Annotated in this window: 13 protein-coding genes and 1 pseudogene; 7 read left to right on the forward strand and 7 right to left on the reverse strand. The window is 58.1% G+C overall.

Going from position 1 to position 15921, the window contains the following annotated elements:
• The 4 genes and pseudogenes from AC2YI2_RS33340 to AC2YI2_RS33355 all read right to left on the reverse strand — a co-directional run.
• Window positions 1–240 (reverse strand): annotated as a pseudogene (locus AC2YI2_RS33340) (diguanylate cyclase); the annotation flags it as partial.
• A 66-nt stretch (window positions 241–306) separates the two neighbouring features.
• Window positions 307–1977 carry a peptide ABC transporter substrate-binding protein gene (locus AC2YI2_RS33345; protein ID WP_487390875.1) on the reverse strand — a complete coding sequence of 557 codons (1671 nt, stop codon included), beginning with the start codon at window positions 1975–1977 and terminating at the stop codon, window positions 307–309.
• 38 nt (window positions 1978–2015) lie between these two features.
• Complete coding sequence (locus AC2YI2_RS33350; RefSeq protein WP_487390833.1) at window positions 2016–3680, reverse strand: ABC transporter ATP-binding protein; 1665 nt, start codon at window positions 3678–3680, stop codon at window positions 2016–2018.
• A gap of 282 nt (window positions 3681–3962) precedes the next feature.
• Window positions 3963–4832 carry a LysR substrate-binding domain-containing protein gene (locus AC2YI2_RS33355; RefSeq protein WP_487390834.1) on the reverse strand — a complete coding sequence of 290 codons (870 nt, stop codon included), beginning with the start codon at window positions 4830–4832 and terminating at the stop codon, window positions 3963–3965.
• 83 nt (window positions 4833–4915) lie between these two features.
• On the opposite strand from AC2YI2_RS33355, the gene AC2YI2_RS33360 reads away from it, so the two are divergent.
• The 4 genes from AC2YI2_RS33360 (at window position 4916) to AC2YI2_RS33375 (ending at window position 9494) form a co-directional block, all read left to right on the forward strand.
• Window positions 4916–6151 carry a four-carbon acid sugar kinase family protein gene (locus AC2YI2_RS33360; protein WP_487390835.1) on the forward strand — a complete coding sequence of 412 codons (1236 nt, stop codon included), beginning with the start codon at window positions 4916–4918 and terminating at the stop codon, window positions 6149–6151.
• Complete coding sequence (gene pdxA, locus AC2YI2_RS33365) at window positions 6148–7122, forward strand: 4-hydroxythreonine-4-phosphate dehydrogenase PdxA (RefSeq protein ID WP_487390836.1); 975 nt, start codon at window positions 6148–6150, stop codon at window positions 7120–7122. Before AC2YI2_RS33360 ends, pdxA begins: the two co-directional genes overlap by 4 nt.
• Window positions 7123–7133: 11 nt before the next feature.
• Window positions 7134–7886 (forward strand): nitronate monooxygenase family protein, encoded by a 753-nt coding sequence (locus tag AC2YI2_RS33370; RefSeq protein WP_487390837.1) that lies wholly within the window; start codon window positions 7134–7136, stop codon window positions 7884–7886.
• Window positions 7887–8171: 285 nt separating this feature from the next.
• Complete coding sequence (locus AC2YI2_RS33375) at window positions 8172–9494, forward strand: NAD(P)/FAD-dependent oxidoreductase (protein WP_487390838.1); 1323 nt, start codon at window positions 8172–8174, stop codon at window positions 9492–9494.
• A gap of 97 nt (window positions 9495–9591) precedes the next feature.
• Here the strand turns inward: AC2YI2_RS33375 and AC2YI2_RS33380 are convergent, their stop codons facing one another.
• From AC2YI2_RS33380 to AC2YI2_RS33390, 3 genes are all read right to left on the reverse strand, one after another.
• Window positions 9592–10428, reverse strand: coding sequence for a GNAT family N-acetyltransferase (locus AC2YI2_RS33380; protein ID WP_487390839.1), 837 nt, complete (start codon window positions 10426–10428; stop codon window positions 9592–9594).
• A 260-nt stretch (window positions 10429–10688) separates the two neighbouring features.
• On the reverse strand, window positions 10689–11042 hold the full coding sequence (locus tag AC2YI2_RS33385) for a cupin domain-containing protein (protein WP_487390840.1): 354 nt from the start codon (window positions 11040–11042) through the stop codon (window positions 10689–10691).
• A 130-nt stretch (window positions 11043–11172) separates the two neighbouring features.
• The gene (locus tag AC2YI2_RS33390) at window positions 11173–12672 is read right to left on the reverse strand and encodes an NAD-dependent succinate-semialdehyde dehydrogenase (protein WP_487390841.1); all 1500 of its coding nucleotides are present in this window, start codon (window positions 12670–12672) and stop codon (window positions 11173–11175) included.
• Between the two features lie 229 nt (window positions 12673–12901).
• Here AC2YI2_RS33390 and AC2YI2_RS33395 point away from each other — a divergent pair, with 229 nt between their 5' ends.
• Genes AC2YI2_RS33395 through AC2YI2_RS33405 form a run of 3 tightly spaced genes read left to right on the forward strand, consistent with a single transcriptional unit; the run spans window position 12902 to window position 15751 of the window.
• Window positions 12902–13219 (forward strand): (2Fe-2S)-binding protein, encoded by a 318-nt coding sequence (locus AC2YI2_RS33395; RefSeq protein WP_487390842.1) that lies wholly within the window; start codon window positions 12902–12904, stop codon window positions 13217–13219.
• Window positions 13201–14592, forward strand: coding sequence for an FAD/NAD(P)-dependent oxidoreductase (locus AC2YI2_RS33400; protein ID WP_487390843.1), 1392 nt, complete (start codon window positions 13201–13203; stop codon window positions 14590–14592). Before AC2YI2_RS33395 ends, AC2YI2_RS33400 begins: the two co-directional genes overlap by 19 nt.
• On the forward strand, window positions 14585–15751 hold the full coding sequence (locus AC2YI2_RS33405; RefSeq protein ID WP_487390844.1) for an NAD(P)/FAD-dependent oxidoreductase: 1167 nt from the start codon (window positions 14585–14587) through the stop codon (window positions 15749–15751). The genes AC2YI2_RS33400 and AC2YI2_RS33405 overlap by 8 nt, the downstream gene beginning before the upstream one ends.
• Window positions 15752–15921: the final 170 nt, after the last annotated feature.

A 15921-nucleotide genomic window follows, 5' to 3' on the forward strand; every position in this document is an offset into this window, starting at 1 on the left:
ATGGCCCCAATCGCCCTGCAGAAGGCGCCAGGCCCAGTCGAAATACTGCATCCAAAGCGGCCGATTGAGCCCCAGTTGTTCTTTAAGCCGATCCAGATCGTCCTGCGTCATGCTGGGATCGAGCCCAAATTGCGCCAACGGGCCGCCCGGGATCAGGTTCAGGATGACGAACCCGATGACCGAAACAATCACGAGCAGGATGAGGCTCTGGAATAACCGGTTGAGTAGGAAGCCGCGCATTCGTCTATCCTCATGACAGCGTCAATGGATGGCCGCCGCCGCAATACGCGGCGGCGGCGGCGTAGGTCAGCTCTTCCAATGCCATCCAGCGGCATGCCAGGATGCAGTACGGGTGTTTGTATTCGGCTCCCAGCCTTCGAAGCCTTCCTTCCTGCCGACGACATAAGTGGCGGCGAACAACGGCAAGAAGGGCAGGTCCTGACGGACGATTTCCTGCATACGGGTGTAGATCACGCGGCGTGCTTCCGGATCGAAGGTTTGAGCACCTTTCTTGAGCAGCGCATCGACCTCGGGGTTCGAGTATTGGCCGACGTTGGAGCCTTTTCCGCCCTTTGCTGCAATTGCACTTGTTGCGAGCCGGTTGGTGGCATCCGGATCCGCCGCAATGAGATGGGTGACACCCGCGATGGCCGAGTCGAACTGCGACTTAAGCCAAAATTCACCAAACATAACGGCTGCAGGCAGGTTCGATATAGTCATTTCGACGCCAATTTCGGCAAACGTCTGTTGCAGGAACTGCTGCACCTGCTCACGCAGATTGTTGCCGGCCGTCGTAGAGTTGGCGAACGACAACCGAACGCCGTTCTTGGCGCGGATGCCGTCCGATCCCGGCACCCAGCCGGCTTCGTCAAGGATCTTGCGCGCGAGATCAAGGTTGTACTCCTGCGGCGGGAGATTTGGATTGTAGTAGTAAGACTCCCGCGGCATGAACGTCTCTGTCGGCGTGACAACCCCGAAGTAGATCGTGTCGATAATCGCTTTTCTGTCCATGGCGGCGTAAAGCGCCTGACGCACGGCCGGGTCCTTGAACTGCGGTTTCTCCAGATTGAGATAGACCGACTCGACTGATCCTCCTGGGAGTAGAGTCACCACGCGGCCCGGTAATGTTTTCGCTTCCTCATAGTGGTCGGCTGTAATGTATGATTGGTCTGTAAGATCAATGTCGCCGCTCTTGAACTGGGTGTAGAGCACCGTCATGTCAGGAATGTATTTAAAGACGAGCCGCTCGATATACGGGCCGTCCCCGAAGTAATTCGGGTTGGCGACGAGTTCGATATGGTCGCCTGCGATACGCTGCGCCCATTTGAATGCGCCAGTGCCGACAGGCGCTTGATTGAAGGCGGCCGCATTGGGGTCGGCCTCTTTCCCGAGAATGTGCTTGGGCACAATGAAGGTTTCGGCGAGAAACGACAGGTAGGGGGCAAAAACGCTCTCCATCCGCCAGGTGATCTCGGTTGGGGAGACCACCTTGATATCGCGCACCAGCGAATGGCCGCCCGTACGCCAAGCGCGGAAATTGGGGTTGGTGATGAGTTCGAGAGTGAACTTCACATCCTCGGCCGTGAAGGGCTCGCCGTCGTGCCAGCGGACGTCGTCACGCAGACGAACGCGCCACTGCAGGCCGTCCTCCGAAATCCCGCCATTCTTTTGGGTCGGCACTTCGGCGGCAAGATTGGGCTGAAGAACGCCCTCGGGGTCCATCCGAAAGAGCGCGTCGAATAGGGAGAAATGTACCGCGTCGTCGACCTCGATATGTGCCATCAGCGGATTGAAGACGGTGGGTTCTTGCGAGAGCCCGACGACCACGCGGCCGGTCGGCGTTGTCGGAAGGTTCGCCGCAAGCGCGGGTTTGCCGAGCAGGTTGGGTGCGACAAAGCACGCAACGCCGCCTGCCGCCATTAGGCGTAGAGCATCACGTCTCGAATAGGTCGATGTGGTGATAAGATCCTTTGTCATGATTTCTGCTCCTTGAGTGGCGATGTCCGCCGTGGCTATCAAATATTTGCAGCAATCGGCCGGGTGCTCCTCGGCCGCTCTCCGGGGATGGCTGCCACCAGCTCGCGCGTGTAGGCAGATTGTGGGTCCAGGAAGATTTGAGATGGCGGACCGTGTTCAACGATCCGGCCCTTTTGCATCACAGCGATTTCGTCGCAGATCTGGCTGGCGACCCGCAGATCATGAGTGATGAAGATCATCGATACGCCGGTTTCGCGCTGGATCTGGTCGAGAAGTTTCAAGATCTGGGCCTGGATCGAAACGTCGAGGGCAGAGACTGCCTCATCCGCAATGAGAAGCGTCGGCTTGAACATCAATGCCCGGGCGATCCCGATACGCTGGCGTTGGCCGCCGGAAAATTCGTGCGGATAGCGACCGAAGGCACCTGCATCGAGTCCCACATGGGACAGCAGCGCCTTCGCCTCCTCCCGGGCCTGGGCATAAGGCATACCGTGGGCCACGGGTCCAACGGTAAGAATCTGCCCAATCGTCGAACGAGGATTCAGGGACGCGAATGGATCCTGGAAGATCATCTGGATCCGCGGTCGAAGCGGACGGAAGTCGGATTCCGAAAGCTTGGCGATGTCGTGGCCCTCAAACAGAATCCGCCCGCCGTCACTGTCTTGGAGCTTGATCAGCAGCCGCCCGAGCGATGACTTTCCTGAGCCGCTTTCACCGACGATGCCCAAGGTACGACCGGACGCCAAATCGAACGAAACATCGGTCACCGCAGGCACGACGCGCTGGCTGCCGAATAGTGCGCTGCCGCTTCGATAGATCTTGGCCAGTGCCTCGACCTTCAGGATCGGCTTCTCACTGTCGGTCTCCTCGGCAAAGCGATCCACGCCGGTCAGGTGCGGGACGGCTGCGATCAGCCGCTTTGTGTAGGGATGGGTGGGTGATTCCAGGACTTGCTCGGCAGTACCCTGCTCGACGATGCGTCCTTTCTCCATGACCACGACACTGTCCGCGATCTCAGCCACGACGCCGAAGTCATGGGTGATGAACATCACACTCATGCCTTTGCGACGTTGAATGTCCCGGATCAACTCGAGAATCTGCGCCTGAGTGGTAACGTCGAGGGCTGTCGTCGGTTCGTCGGCGATCAGGACGCTCGGCTCTAGCGCCAGAGCCATGGCGATCATCACTCGCTGGCGTTGACCGCCTGAGAGCCGGAACGGGTATTGGAAAAACATGAGCTCCGGATCAGGCAGGCGCACTTCAGTCAGCAACTCGACGGCCCGGCTGCGCCGCGATGCCTTCGTGCCAACACCATGTGCGGCCATCGCCTCCATAATCTGTTCGCCGACGGTCATCAGCGGATTGAGCGCTGACAGCGGATCCTGAAAGATCATCGAGACGACGCGACCGCGCATATCTCGTAGTTCTTTCGGTGACGCGCCGATCATGGCCGTGCCGTCAATATGAATGGAACCAGACGAGACACGGATTATCTTCGGCAAGAGTCCCATGATCGTATTCGCGGTTACCGACTTGCCGGACCCGGACTCACCGATAATGCATAGGATCTGACCTCGCTTGAGATCAAACGAGATGTTCTCGACGGCACGAGCTCGCTCCATGCCTTTCGGCAGGTCGATGGTCAGGTCACGCACCGAAAGCGCGGGCACGTCCACGGCAATAGCCTGAATGCTAGCGGCCATCGAATTCCTCCTTTTTGAACGCAGCTGTCACTTTGCGACTTTTATGGCTGCTCTATTGGCGCTGCTCCCCTTTTTCAGGCAGCGCATAACTTGTATCGGATCTCCAATTCGGACTTAACCTTCTCGCGAAACCATTAAAATGACAATTAATGAAGAGTGAATGTTTGCTTCAGGCTGAGATTAATGCCGCTGGGATCAATCTTCCCCGGCCAGCCAGAAACCGTTCAAAACGTGGATCTCCCAGGCTGCCAATCGACGCGGAATCCGAAAGTTTGCAACCGTTCAGAGTCCAAACTGCCATCGAAGCCAGGAGAGGAAGTTTCGTCGTCTGGCATCACCTTCGAAGGGAAGGCGGCTCAAGAGGATGTAGCTATAGCCATTGCTCGAGAATCCCCGTGGCGCCACCAGTTGCCCGCTTCCCACCGCGTCGGCTACCAACGGCTCTGGGCCGATTGCGGCGCCCAGCCCAGCGATTGCCGCCTCAATGCTCAGATAGAAGTGTTCGAACACTTGGCCGCCGGGTGGATTTGGACCGCCGATTTGGTTATCCGCCATGTATCGCGACCATGCATCTCGACGCGTGGCCGAATGAATGCGAGGCAAGGAAAGGATATCATCGCTGTCCGAAACCAACAGGCGTGGCGCACATACGGGGCCGACACGCTCCTCGACCACCGTTTCCATAAAGAGCTCCGGCGACCAGGAAAAATCGCTTCTCCTTAGTGCCAGATCGATATGGCTTCTGTCGAAGTTCACCGGACCGCCCGCGGCCAATACGAGAACCTCGACATCTGGATGAAGTGCATTGAATTGTGGGAGGCGAGGGATTAGCCAGCGCTGCGTGAATGTCGGTTCGCATGAGACCACCAGCGGTGCCGAACCCCCGCCTCTGATTTCATCGCAACAATCGCCGATCTGACGGAGCACGTCGCTCATCGTAACAAGCAGGCGTCGCCCCGCTGCGGTGAGGAAGACGGCCCTGTTCCGTCGTTCGAAAAGCATTACTCCCAGATCCTCCTCAAGCAAGCGGATCTGCTTGCTGACCGCGCTATGCGTAACAAACAATTCATCGCCAGCCCGCCCGAAATTCAAATGACGTGCAGCCGATTCAAAGGCTCTCAATGCGGATAGTGACGGGACTCGGGAGGCCATATCTGTGACTTTAAGTTATCAATTTCTGTCACAATTCATCGTTTTTCCGTCAGAAGCAATAGCGCTAATATCCTTGTCGTCACATGGAAACCGACGGAACAACGATTTTGAAGGTAGGAATTCTAGCCGATGATCTGACCAGTGCAACGGATGGCGCCGCACCATTCGTGAGTATGGGACACAGATGCGTCGTCTTTACCGATCACCGGCGATCGCCCCCAAATGATGCCGCGATTGTCTCGGTGAACAAGGCAAGCCGCACAGCATCCGTTGAAGACGCTGTTGATCGGGCGACGCGGGCCGCAAGAAATCTAGTGGCCGCGGATATTCTTTACAACACCATCGATTCCACCATTCGCGGCCACCTTGGAGCTGAAATAGCGGCTGCTCTCGCGGCCTCCGGTCGGTCTATGGCAATTGTTGCGCCGGCTTTCCCCGGATGTGGCCGGACCACTGAAGGCGGGCGTCAGCTTCTTCGTGGCGTGCCGTTGGAGTACACAGAATTTGCAAGGGACCCGCTGCACCCGATAACAGACTCGCATCTTCGGGCTTTGTTTCCAGATATCCCGGATGCGGAAGTTCGTGTTCTTGGGCTCTCGGAAATTCGAGCATTGAGGTCTGGCGAACTTGTCGCGGATGGCCGGAAATTGCTGATTGCCGATGCGGCCCTGCAGGAAGATCTGGCCCTGTTGGTGAAATCGGCGGCGGATCCGAAGTCCATCCTTTGGTGCGGTTCTCCCGGTCTGGCGACCGCGTTGGCGGACTACGTAGGTTGGGCGGACGACATGACAACGTCGTCCGCCGCGGCATCACAAAATCTCTTCGTCATCGGCAGTGTCAATCCGCTGAGCCGTGAGCAATGTTCAAGACTGACAAGCACCAGCAATGTCCGGCAGATCGTGGTCGACGCCGAGGAGGCGTCTCGCTCTCCCATTCTCGCAGCTCAAAACGCCGTTGCGCAACACAGCCAATATGGATCTGGTGGAGATGTCATTCTCACGACGTCTGAGAGCGGCACGTCGGCCAATCCTCGGGCCATCGCGGTCGCGCTTGGCCAGGTGGTACGCGCGATTACGGAGCGTCAACCCGTGACGGGGCTCTTCCTGACTGGCGGCGACACTGCCGAATCCGTGTTGAGCGAACTCGAGATTGGTTCACTGGATCTTCTGGGCGAGATCGAGCCCGGAATTCCAATCGGCCGGACGGCCGGACCGCATCCCATTTACATTATCACAAAGGCGGGCGGCTTCGGTTCGCCAAATATCCTGCTGAAATCAGCTGAGGTGCTTCGAGGCCTCTGGCTTGGAGACAAGAAATGAAGAAGCCTATTGGAATCACGATGGGCGATCCCTGTGGGATCGGTCCGGAAATTATCGCACGCTTGTTCGCGGACGGCCTGCCGGAGCACGCGGTGGTGATTGGTGACGCCAGGATGATGGAGCGTGCGGTCCGAGCCCTCGACCTCCCTCTCCAGGTGCAGACCATCACGTCAGTCAATGACGCTGTCCTAGACAGCAAGCTTATCACCGTTCTCAACGTCTCCAATTTGCCGGACGATCTGCCGATTGGTCAGGTGGACGCTCGTGCTGGCCGTGCCAGCTACGACTATGTGGTGAGAGCGATCGACGAAGCCCTGGCGGGCAACATCGCAGCAATTGTTACCGCCCCGATAAACAAGGAAGCGATGAAGAAGGGCGGGCTCAATTATCCCGGGCATACTGAAATTCTCGCAGAACGGTCGGGGACCGATAAGTTCGCGATGATGCTGGCAAACGACGAACTGCGTGTCATCCTGGTCACGATCCATGTTTCGTTGCGCGATGCCATCGAGCTCATGACACAGGATTCCGTGCTCAGAACGATCGAACTGGCGCACAGGGCAGGCAAGGCTTATGGCATTGCTTCGCCACGCGTTGCCGTCGCCGGCCTCAACCCCCATGCCGGTGAAAACGGCATGTTCGGACGCGAAGATCTCGACATTATTGCGCCGGCGATCGGCCGAGCTCAGGAGTCCGGAATAAACGCATCGGGTCCCTGGCCCGGAGATACGATTTTCATGCGCGCCCGCAAGGGCGAGTTCGATATCGTCGTCGCTCAATATCATGACCAGGGCCTTATCCCCGTCAAGTATCTTGGCATCGACAATGGCGTCAACGTCACCGTCGGTCTGCCCTTCATTCGTACCAGCGTCGATCACGGCACCGCGTTCGACATCGCGGGCCAAGGTACGGCCGACCATTCCTCTCTTCGCTACGCCTTCGATCAGGCGCTGCTTCTCAACGCAATCTAGGAGCGTTTTCGATGCCCCAGACCTCTCCCGACTTCATTTTCATGCTGACCAACCAGGACCGGACTGTTGCCGACGCGGCTGAACGCCTCAAGGATGTGCTTGCCGCCGGCATCACGCATGTCGGCTTCAAAGATATCGGCCTGCCGTTCGATGAACTCTTGGGCCTTGCCTCAGCAATCAAGGCGGCGGGTGCGACGCTTTACCTAGAGGTGGTCAGCCTCGACGAGGCGAGCGAGCAACGATCCGCGCAGGCCGCGGTCGACCTAGGCGTCGATATCCTGATGGGTGGGACCCGACCGAATGTCGTTCTGCCGCTTATCGCCAGCAGGAACATCGGCTATTATCCGTTCCCCGGTAAGATCGTCGGGCATCCGAGCAAGCTCGAAGGGACGATCGAGACGATCGTTGAAAGTGCGCGTCAATTGACCGCGATCGACGGCGTCAGCGGTCTCGATTTGCTCGCCTATCGCTTTGACGGCGATGTCGAAGCACTGATGACGCGCGTATGCGAGGCCGTCGAAAAGCCTGTGGTGATTGCCGGGTCGATCGATAGCCCGGAAAGGCTGGCAGCCGTAGTGCGGTCTGGTGCGGCAGGGTTTACCATTGGAACGGCAGCTTTCAACGGCGCCTTTTCCGGCAGTGCCACCCTCCAATTGGAGATCGAGACTGAGATCGACGTGCTCGAACGGATCCAGGCCGACCGCGGCGATGTTGGCCTCGTCAGCATTAACCCGGATCTGAAGCGAACATTCGCGGACCATTAATTGCTGTCTTTATGGTTTCGCGACAAGATGAAAATCGAATTGGAGACCGCGTCCATGGATCCATCGATGATTGACCTGCCAGTTCATTCGGTCGCGACGACCAGTCGGGAGGCGCTGGAAACGCGGTGTCTGTTCTGGATGCAGATCGAAGGGCCTGGGATGTCTCGCGTTTCGATTTCCCGAACTCCACTGCGGCCAACTCGTTGACCATGATTGCCATACTCGCTCAAGACGCCTTTCCCGCAGGCAGGATACATTTTCAATCAACTAATCAGGTCAGACCCGATGTCACCACTCCTCAAACGTTTACAGAGCGATCAAGAGCTTCCCGCGAAGGCTGATGTCGTCGTCATCGGCGGCGGCATTGTCGGCGCGTCGGCGGCATTTTCTCTCGCGGAACGGGGGCTTTCCGTTGCCCTGGTGGAAAAGGGCTATGTCGGTGGCGAACAGTCGAGCCGCAATTGGGGCTGGTGTCGCCGGCAGAACCGCGATGAGCGCGAACTGCCGCTTTCTGGTGTCTCCCTGCAGTTGTGGGACGAGTTTTCAGCCAAGATCGACGACGACGTCGGCTTCCGCCGATGCGGCCTGTTCTATGCGACGGATAATGCCCAGCAACTGGCGGAATGGGAACAATGGCTAAACATTGCCCGGCAGTTCGACGTCAATACGAAGATGCTTACCGCCAGAGAAGCTTATGACAAGATTCCGGCCCACGGTCGCCAATGGCTCGGCGGGGTCCATTCAGTTGATGATGGCAAAGGCGAGCCGGCCATTGCCGCGCCGACGATCGCGAACGGTGCTCGCAAGTATGGCGCGACTGTCCACCAGGAATGCGCTGCGCGAGGACTTGATATCGTCAATGGTGCGGTTGAGGGTGTTGTCACCGAAAAAGGGCGTATCAGGACGCAGGCCGTGCTGAGCGCCGGCGGTGCGTGGACTTCCTTGTTCTGCCGCCAGTACGGTGTTGAATTCCCGCAGGCCAGCGTGCGCCAGACCGCAATTCGTACGCGGCCCACAGTCAATCTCGGTGAGGCCATCTATACGCCAGAGTGCTCGTTGACCCGCAGGTTGGATGGTAGCTACACGCTTGCCATAAGCGGCAGGGCAACGCTGGATATCACCCCGCAAGGCCTGCGCTATGCGCGCTGGTTCATGCCCATGTTTCTGAAGCGACTAAAAGCGGTTCAGATCGGCGTCGGCAAATCAATGATCCATGGACCGGAAGCGCTCGCGCGCTGGAACATGGAGACGCAATCGCCTTTCGAGCGGATCCGTGTTCTCGACCCGACGCCCAGCCGCCGTACGATCGCGGCTATTCTGAAAGGTGTCACGGAGCAGTTCCCTGCGCTAGCGGGCATCGAAGTCGCCGATAGTTGGGGCGCTTATGTGGATTGCACGCCGGACGCGGTACCGGTCATCTCGGCGTCCGATCACGTGAAAGGCCTTTATCTGGCCGCGGGCGGCTCAGGTCATGGTTTCGGCATTGGCCCTGGCATCGGCCGCCTAGCGGCTGACCTGGTGGCTAACGATGAGCCATGCGTTGATCCCGCGCCCTTCCGCCTGTCCCGCTTCTTTGACGGTTCCAGGCTCGAGGTGGGCGGGCTCTGATAGAGCCGGAAAAGGCCGTGAGATCACCGCCGACAGCGCGCGTGAGGTCGGCGGGACAGAATGTCGAGCATGCGAGGCCTCGCAATAGACTGGCTACTCAGCCGAGAGCTTGGCTGGCGAGGACGAAAGTTCGAACACCGGGAGTTTGTGTCTCCCTTGATGCACCTCTTACCATCGCAACAACTCCGCCCTCATGGGCCAGTCCCCAGCCTTCGAGGGACGATGAAAGGCCGCCCTGCGAAGGGACATCAATGCGTACGAAGCGCCCTTGCTTACCCGCCAAGATGAAACCAATCAGATCTCTCGCCTGTTCGGCGTTCGCTGCTACGACCGGCCCGACCACTTCGCCCTTCCCGAACGGCCGTGTAGCCGCGAAGGCAACGATATCGTCGCCGTTCCGGATGACGGCAAACCTCCCCACCTTCGCCAATGCATTGTGGAGTGCGTTGCGGTCGCCGCCGAAAGCCATATTATCGAGCGCTTTGATTGCCGCCAGGGCATGATACCCCGTCCACTCAACATTCTCAGGAGTATCAACCAGGCCGACCACTCCCTGGTGCCGAACGATTTGATGCGTCGCAACGAAACCCAACTTTTCGTACAGAGGTAAGCCATCACTTGTGGCAGTCAAACGGCATTCCCGATCCCCTGCCAGTTCCAAGACGGCGCTGGTCAATCGTCTGCCCAATCCACGACCGCGCTGGCTTTCATCGACAATAATCATGTTGACGGCAGAGCAAGCGTCGCCAAAGGGAGTCATGAGTGCCGTGCCCACCACATGGTCACGCACAAGCGCAACCCGTCCCTCGCTCAGCGACCTTATCATTTCCCAATCTTCTCTCCTGTGCGGCCAGCCCGCTGCGCGTGACAGCGCAAGGGCACCATCCAGATGGTAAGCCTCGAAGGGCGAGAGGGCGATCGTATCCGTTTCCATGGGTTAACCCGTTCGTTGGTATCTTCGCTCACCTCCGAAACAACAGCGCCAGGTTTTACCCAACCCCGCTGTCAAGAAATGAGATGTCAGGCTGTGCCGCGAGACGGCGACGCGCAAGCTCTTCGTGAGCGGCATCACGCGGGAAGCACCCGCTAGCTCAAGGAGCCGCTTGGGATAATCCCCCGCCATTTTCGGGGATTAAAGACCGCTCTGCCAGTCGCTCCATTCCCGTCTTTTGGAACGGTCTCTGGGTGCAACGATCAAGTGACGGTTACGTAGATTTTTCTAACTGTTTCGATCGTTTTCCACACACCGACATAGCCGGGTTTCATCACGAAATTATCGCCCGCCCGATAGATGACCGGCTCCTGACCCTTCTCCTTCAGCTCAATCACTCCTTGCAGGAGATGGCAGAACTCAAAAGTCTCGCCCTTGATCGAGTGCGTCTCCCCAGGAGTGGCTTCGAAGACACCGGTATTCACCCTGCCCTCTTTGGCGCTGTCCTGCGCCCATTTTTTGAAGGCGGGGGCACCCGCGATCAGGCGGTCCGGCACGGGGGTCGCGTGCTCCGGTTCGAACGAAGGATTCGGGTCGATAGTTTTGAGTAGTGACATCTGGTTCTCCATTTTTCTCAGGGAAAGCAAAATCCGCGTCTTCGCGAGGAAAGGCGGAATCAAACCGACTTCGGCATCGCTACGAGATTGCCGTAGCACGACGAGAGGAGCGGTCTAAATCGCTGGGAGCCTACCAATTCGCGGCGATGTATTTCGTTTCAAGAAACTCAAGCATGCCGTGGTGGCTTCCTTCGCGGCCGAGGCCGCTCTGTTTCATACCGCCGAACGGTGCGGCAGCATCCGAGACGACGCCTCGGTTAATTCCAACCATGCCACTTTCCAGCCGCCCAGCCACCGCAAGCGCGCGCTTGAGGTCCCCACTGAATACATAGGATACCAATCCGTATTCGGTGTCGTTGGCCATCTGGACCACCTCGTCTTCAGTCTCAAATGCGATGATCGGCGCAACGGGCCCAAAGATCTCTTCGCGAAGCATCTCGGCATCGGGAGAGACGTCGGCCAGTACGGTCGGCGGGTAGTAGAAGCCCACGCCACCGAATTTGGTGCCACCTGTAACAACGCGGGCTCCTTTGGCAACAGCGTCGGCCACCAGACGCTCCACTTTGGCGACCGCGACTTCTGTGATCAGAGGCCCGAGCTGCGTGTGTGGGTCCAATCCCGATCCGACCTGAAGCGCGGCCATTTCTTCCGCAAACCGCCGTGTGAAATCCGCCAGAATCCCTTTCTGGACATAGAAACGGTTCGCGGCAGTGCATGCCTCACCGCCATTGCGCATCTTGGCTACCATTGCACCTTCGACAGCCGTCTCTAGATCGGCATCGTCAAATACGACGAAGGGCGCATTGCCACCAAGTTCCATCGAGCAACTAATGACCTGGTCTGCAGCTTCACGTAACAGTATCCGGCCGATGTTTGTCGAGCCGGTAAACGATAGCTTGCGCACCCGCTTGTCATGCAGCATCGCGCTTACGACGGGGCCGGCTTTCGTGGTTGTCAAAATATTGACCACCCCTGCCGGCACGCCCGCCTGCCGCATGATCTCGCCAACAGCCAGCGCCGTCAGAGGGGTTTCCGCTGCGGGTTTCAGGATGCAGGTGCAGCCTGCTGCCAACGCGGGAGCGATCTTCCGCGTCGCCATTGCCGCCGGGAAGTTCCAAGGTGTTACCAGTACAGCGATACCGATCGGCTCATGGGTCACCATGATCCGATTCAAGCCTGAAGGTGCTGACCCGAGTTCACCGGGTGCCCTTACAGCCTCTTCCGCATACCAGCGGAAAAACTCGGCCGCATAACTCACTTCGGACCTTGCGTCGGGAAGGGCCTTGCCGTTTTCCACGGTTATCATTTGTGCCAGCCGTTCTGCTTGATCGAGCATAAGGTGAAAGCACTTCATAAGAATGTCTGAACGCCGCCTCGGCGAGGTTGCCTTCCAGGCCGCAGCCGCCATTTCTGCTGCGTCAACGGCAGCTCTGGCATCTGGGACGTCGCCGTCGCAGACCGTGGCAACTACATTTGCGGTCGACGGATCGATCACGTCGAAGGTCCCGTTCCCTCTCGCCGAAATCCATTCGCCGCCAATGAGTAGTTGACGGGGAGTATCGCACCCTACGACAGCCTTCGAAGCAACGCGGGTCGTTTCATATGTGTGATTTTTATTCACGTTCAGCACCCTTCGCTACTAATCATCATAACCTAATGAAGGGTGGGATTTGCGATTGGAGTCAATAAAGGCCCTCATTAATGCTAGGTGAAGGAAACGTTAATTGCCTCCTTATCCCGCATGAAAGATAATGAACGACAGACGGTGCGGAATGGTGCTCTCCGGCAGATTGGTGCGGGCAACAAATGACTGCAGGATCTCCGATTTCAGCAGGTTACCACGTGGGGACCGAGTAAAAATGGATGTCTCATCTCCTCGATTTGTCAGAATCAAAGAGAAACAGCGACGCACGGTAAAGATCTCCATCGACGGCGAGATTGTCGAAACATTCGACGGTGACTTTCTGCTGACGGCACTCATGCTTCATCGCGGACACGCCAGAATCTCCGAGTTCAGCAGCAGCCCCCGCGCCGGCTTCTGCATGATGGGAGCCTGTCAGGACTGTTGGTCTTGGACGCCAGGTGGAAACAGGATCCGAGCGTGCACCGCGCAGGTCACTGAAGGCATGAGCGTACTAACCAGAGCACCGGAGACAACATGGCCACCCCTCAAGTAGTTGTTGTAGGAGCCGGGCCGGCGGGTATCAGGGCGACCTTGGAATTGGTTAATGCGGGGTTGCGTCCAATCATTGTGGACGAAGGATCGGCCAGCGGCGGCCAGATCTATCGGCGGCAGCCCTCGAATTTTTCACGCCCGCCTGCGGAACTTTATGGCACGGAGGCTGACAAGGCCGTCCGTCTGCACACCGCGTTCGACGAGATCACACCTCAGATCGACTACCGGCCGTCAACCCTTGCTTGGGCGATAGCAAAGAACACACTGCACACGATCAAGACTGTGGATGACGAGAAGGTCGGCGATATTGTGTCGTTCGACGGCATCGTGATCGCATCCGGTGCGACTGATAGGATCCTGCCGGTCAAAGGCTGGACCAAGCCCGGCTGCTACACTTTGGGCGGCACGCAGATCGCCCTAAAGGTACAAGGCTGCGCCATCGGCCAACGCGTTGTTCTGCTTGGAACAGGGCCGCTTCTTTACCTTCTCGCGTGGCAATATCTCAACGCGGGACATCCTCCGGTCGCTATCCTCGACACAAGCCCTTTCCGACTACAGCTGCTCGCTCTTCCCTGGCTTGCGGCTCGCCCCCTCGCCTTATGCAAGGGTATGCGTCTCGTGCAGGACCTGAAACGCGCCAAGGTAGCCATTCATCGAGGGATTGTGCCGAGGGAGATTCTTGGACCTGAGACGGCTGTTTCCGGAGTCCGGTTCACCGCTGCAAACGGCAAGGAACATACAATCGAGTGCGACGCCGTCGCCATGGGTTACCACATTCGAGCCGAAAGCCAGCTTGCAGATCTGGCGGGCTGCGAATTCTCGTTCGACCCCTTCATGCGCCAGTGGCTACCCCAAACAGACGACTTTGGTCGCAGCACTGTCAGCGGTGTCTACCTCGCTGGCGATTGCACCAGATTGCTTGGCGCCGACGGCGCTGAAGTTGCCGGGGCACTCGCTGCAAAAGCGGTGATCAGCGACTTGATGCAGCGCGCGCCATCATCCGAAACCTCGCAACAAATTCGTCTTCTGCAACGAAATCGAAGGTTTGCACGTGGCATCGCACGCGCGTTTCCTTTGCCGTCACAGAATATCGCCGAAATATCTGACGACACGATCGTGTGTCGATGCGAAGAGATCACGGTTGGAGAAGTCAGAGCGGCCGCCACGGCGCTGGGTGCCGAAGAAGTGAACCGTGCCAAAGCCTTCACACGCGCAGGTATGGGCCGATGCCAGGGCCGGTTCTGCGGCGCGGCCAGTCAGGAAATCGTCTCTGCTCAAAGGAAAATGCCTCTCGAAAGCGCGGGGCGATTGAGGAGTCAGGCTCCCGTAAAGCCGCTACCAGTTTCGATGCTCATCGGAGCACGCGATGACTAACGCTCATCAAAAAGTAGACGTCATTATCGTCGGCGGCGGCATAGTCGGGTCCGCGACTGCATTTTTTTTACGCCAGCGTGGCCTGTCGGTTATTCTGCTTGAACAATTCACGGTTGGACAACAGGCCAGCGGCGTGAATTTCGGCAATGTGCGCCGGCAGGGCCGTTTCCTGCCCCAGCTTCCGTTAGCGAACAGATCGCGTGAAATCTGGGGCAGGATCCCGGAGCTTACGGGGTCGGACGTCGAGTTCATGGGAGTCGGCCATGTCCGCTTTATCTGGGAGGAGTCCGAACTCGAAGCCATCGAATCCTATGCTCGCGGGGCTCTGGAATATGGCCTGAAGCTCGAAATCATCGGCAAAAACGCGCTCAGCGACAGATTTCCATTCATCGGGCCAGAAGCTGTCGCCGCATCCTATTCCGCTGAGGACGGGCATGCGAACCCCAGGCTCGCCGCACCTGCCTTCGCGCGGGCCGCCAAACGATATGGCGCAACCGTGCTCGAACATTGCAGGGTCGAGCATATCCATCCCAGAGATTCAGGCTTCACCGTTGAAACGTCGCTCGGCAGATTTACCTCAACGCAACTTCTCGTGAGCGGCGGTGCCTGGGCAAGCAGGCTTTCGGCAGAGCTCGGAGAACCGGTACCGTTGTTGCCCGCCGGGCCACAGATGGCGGTCACAGAGCCATTGCCCTACTTCATACGGCCAGTTGTCGGTGTATCCACACGGAAATCCGAGGAAGAGTTGTATCTCCGTCAGATCCCGCGGGGAAATGTTATATTCGGGGGGCTTCGACGTGCCTCTATAAATTTTGGTGAAGACTGGGCCAAGTATCAGCCGGACGTCCTTACTGCGCAGTTCAAGCAGCTTATTCGCCTCGTCCCGGCCCTGCAACACGCGAACATCATCCGGACCTGGTCCGGTATCGAGAGCTATTTTCCAGACGATCTACCTGTCATGGGTCCAAGCTCCTGCCATGGCGGCCTTTTCTACGCTTTCGGCTTCAGCGGGCACGGCTTTCAAACCGGGCCAGGTGTTGGAGATGTGATGGCAGAATTGATCGCTACGCGCGAGACATCCATCGCGATCGACCATTATTCGATCAAGCGCTTTCTGTCTCAGTCGCCGGAGCAAGCCACGGCGAGATTCGGATCGTAAGCTCGCAAAACAGCCAGTTGAATGGCGCGCAAGCCAAGGTGCCGGTTCTGGAGAACTATTCAATCTGGGAGCAAAGGATGCTCCCTGGAGGCCGCACAAAGGCCTTGTGCAATCGCCAGAGATCGAAATCCCAGCCGACAAAGAGACGCGGGGAGATGCGGACTTCGCCT

Source organism: Rhizobium sp. SRI_017 (assembly GCF_057586295.1).

Excerpts from the sequence above, each read along its gene's own strand:
- AC2YI2_RS33350 (WP_487390833.1), bottom strand. The coding sequence starts at position 3,680 with ATGGCCGCTAGCATTCAGGCTATTGCCGTGGACGTGCCCGCGCTTTCG.
- AC2YI2_RS33370 (WP_487390837.1), top strand. The coding sequence starts at position 7,134 with ATGCCCCAGACCTCTCCCGACTTCATTTTCATGCTGACCAACCAGGAC.
- AC2YI2_RS33405 (WP_487390844.1), top strand. The coding sequence starts at position 14,585 with ATGACTAACGCTCATCAAAAAGTAGACGTCATTATCGTCGGCGGCGGC.
- AC2YI2_RS33400 (WP_487390843.1), top strand. The coding sequence starts at position 13,201 with ATGGCCACCCCTCAAGTAGTTGTTGTAGGAGCCGGGCCGGCGGGTATC.
- AC2YI2_RS33385 (WP_487390840.1), bottom strand. The coding sequence starts at position 11,042 with ATGTCACTACTCAAAACTATCGACCCGAATCCTTCGTTCGAACCGGAG.
- pdxA (WP_487390836.1), top strand. The coding sequence starts at position 6,148 with ATGAAGAAGCCTATTGGAATCACGATGGGCGATCCCTGTGGGATCGGT.
- AC2YI2_RS33380 (WP_487390839.1), bottom strand. The coding sequence starts at position 10,428 with ATGGAAACGGATACGATCGCCCTCTCGCCCTTCGAGGCTTACCATCTG.
- AC2YI2_RS33345 (WP_487390875.1), bottom strand. The coding sequence starts at position 1,977 with ATGACAAAGGATCTTATCACCACATCGACCTATTCGAGACGTGATGCT.
- AC2YI2_RS33395 (WP_487390842.1), top strand. The coding sequence starts at position 12,902 with ATGGATGTCTCATCTCCTCGATTTGTCAGAATCAAAGAGAAACAGCGA.
- AC2YI2_RS33360 (WP_487390835.1), top strand. The coding sequence starts at position 4,916 with ATGGAAACCGACGGAACAACGATTTTGAAGGTAGGAATTCTAGCCGAT.
- AC2YI2_RS33355 (WP_487390834.1), bottom strand. The coding sequence starts at position 4,832 with ATGGCCTCCCGAGTCCCGTCACTATCCGCATTGAGAGCCTTTGAATCG.
- AC2YI2_RS33375 (WP_487390838.1), top strand. The coding sequence starts at position 8,172 with ATGTCACCACTCCTCAAACGTTTACAGAGCGATCAAGAGCTTCCCGCG.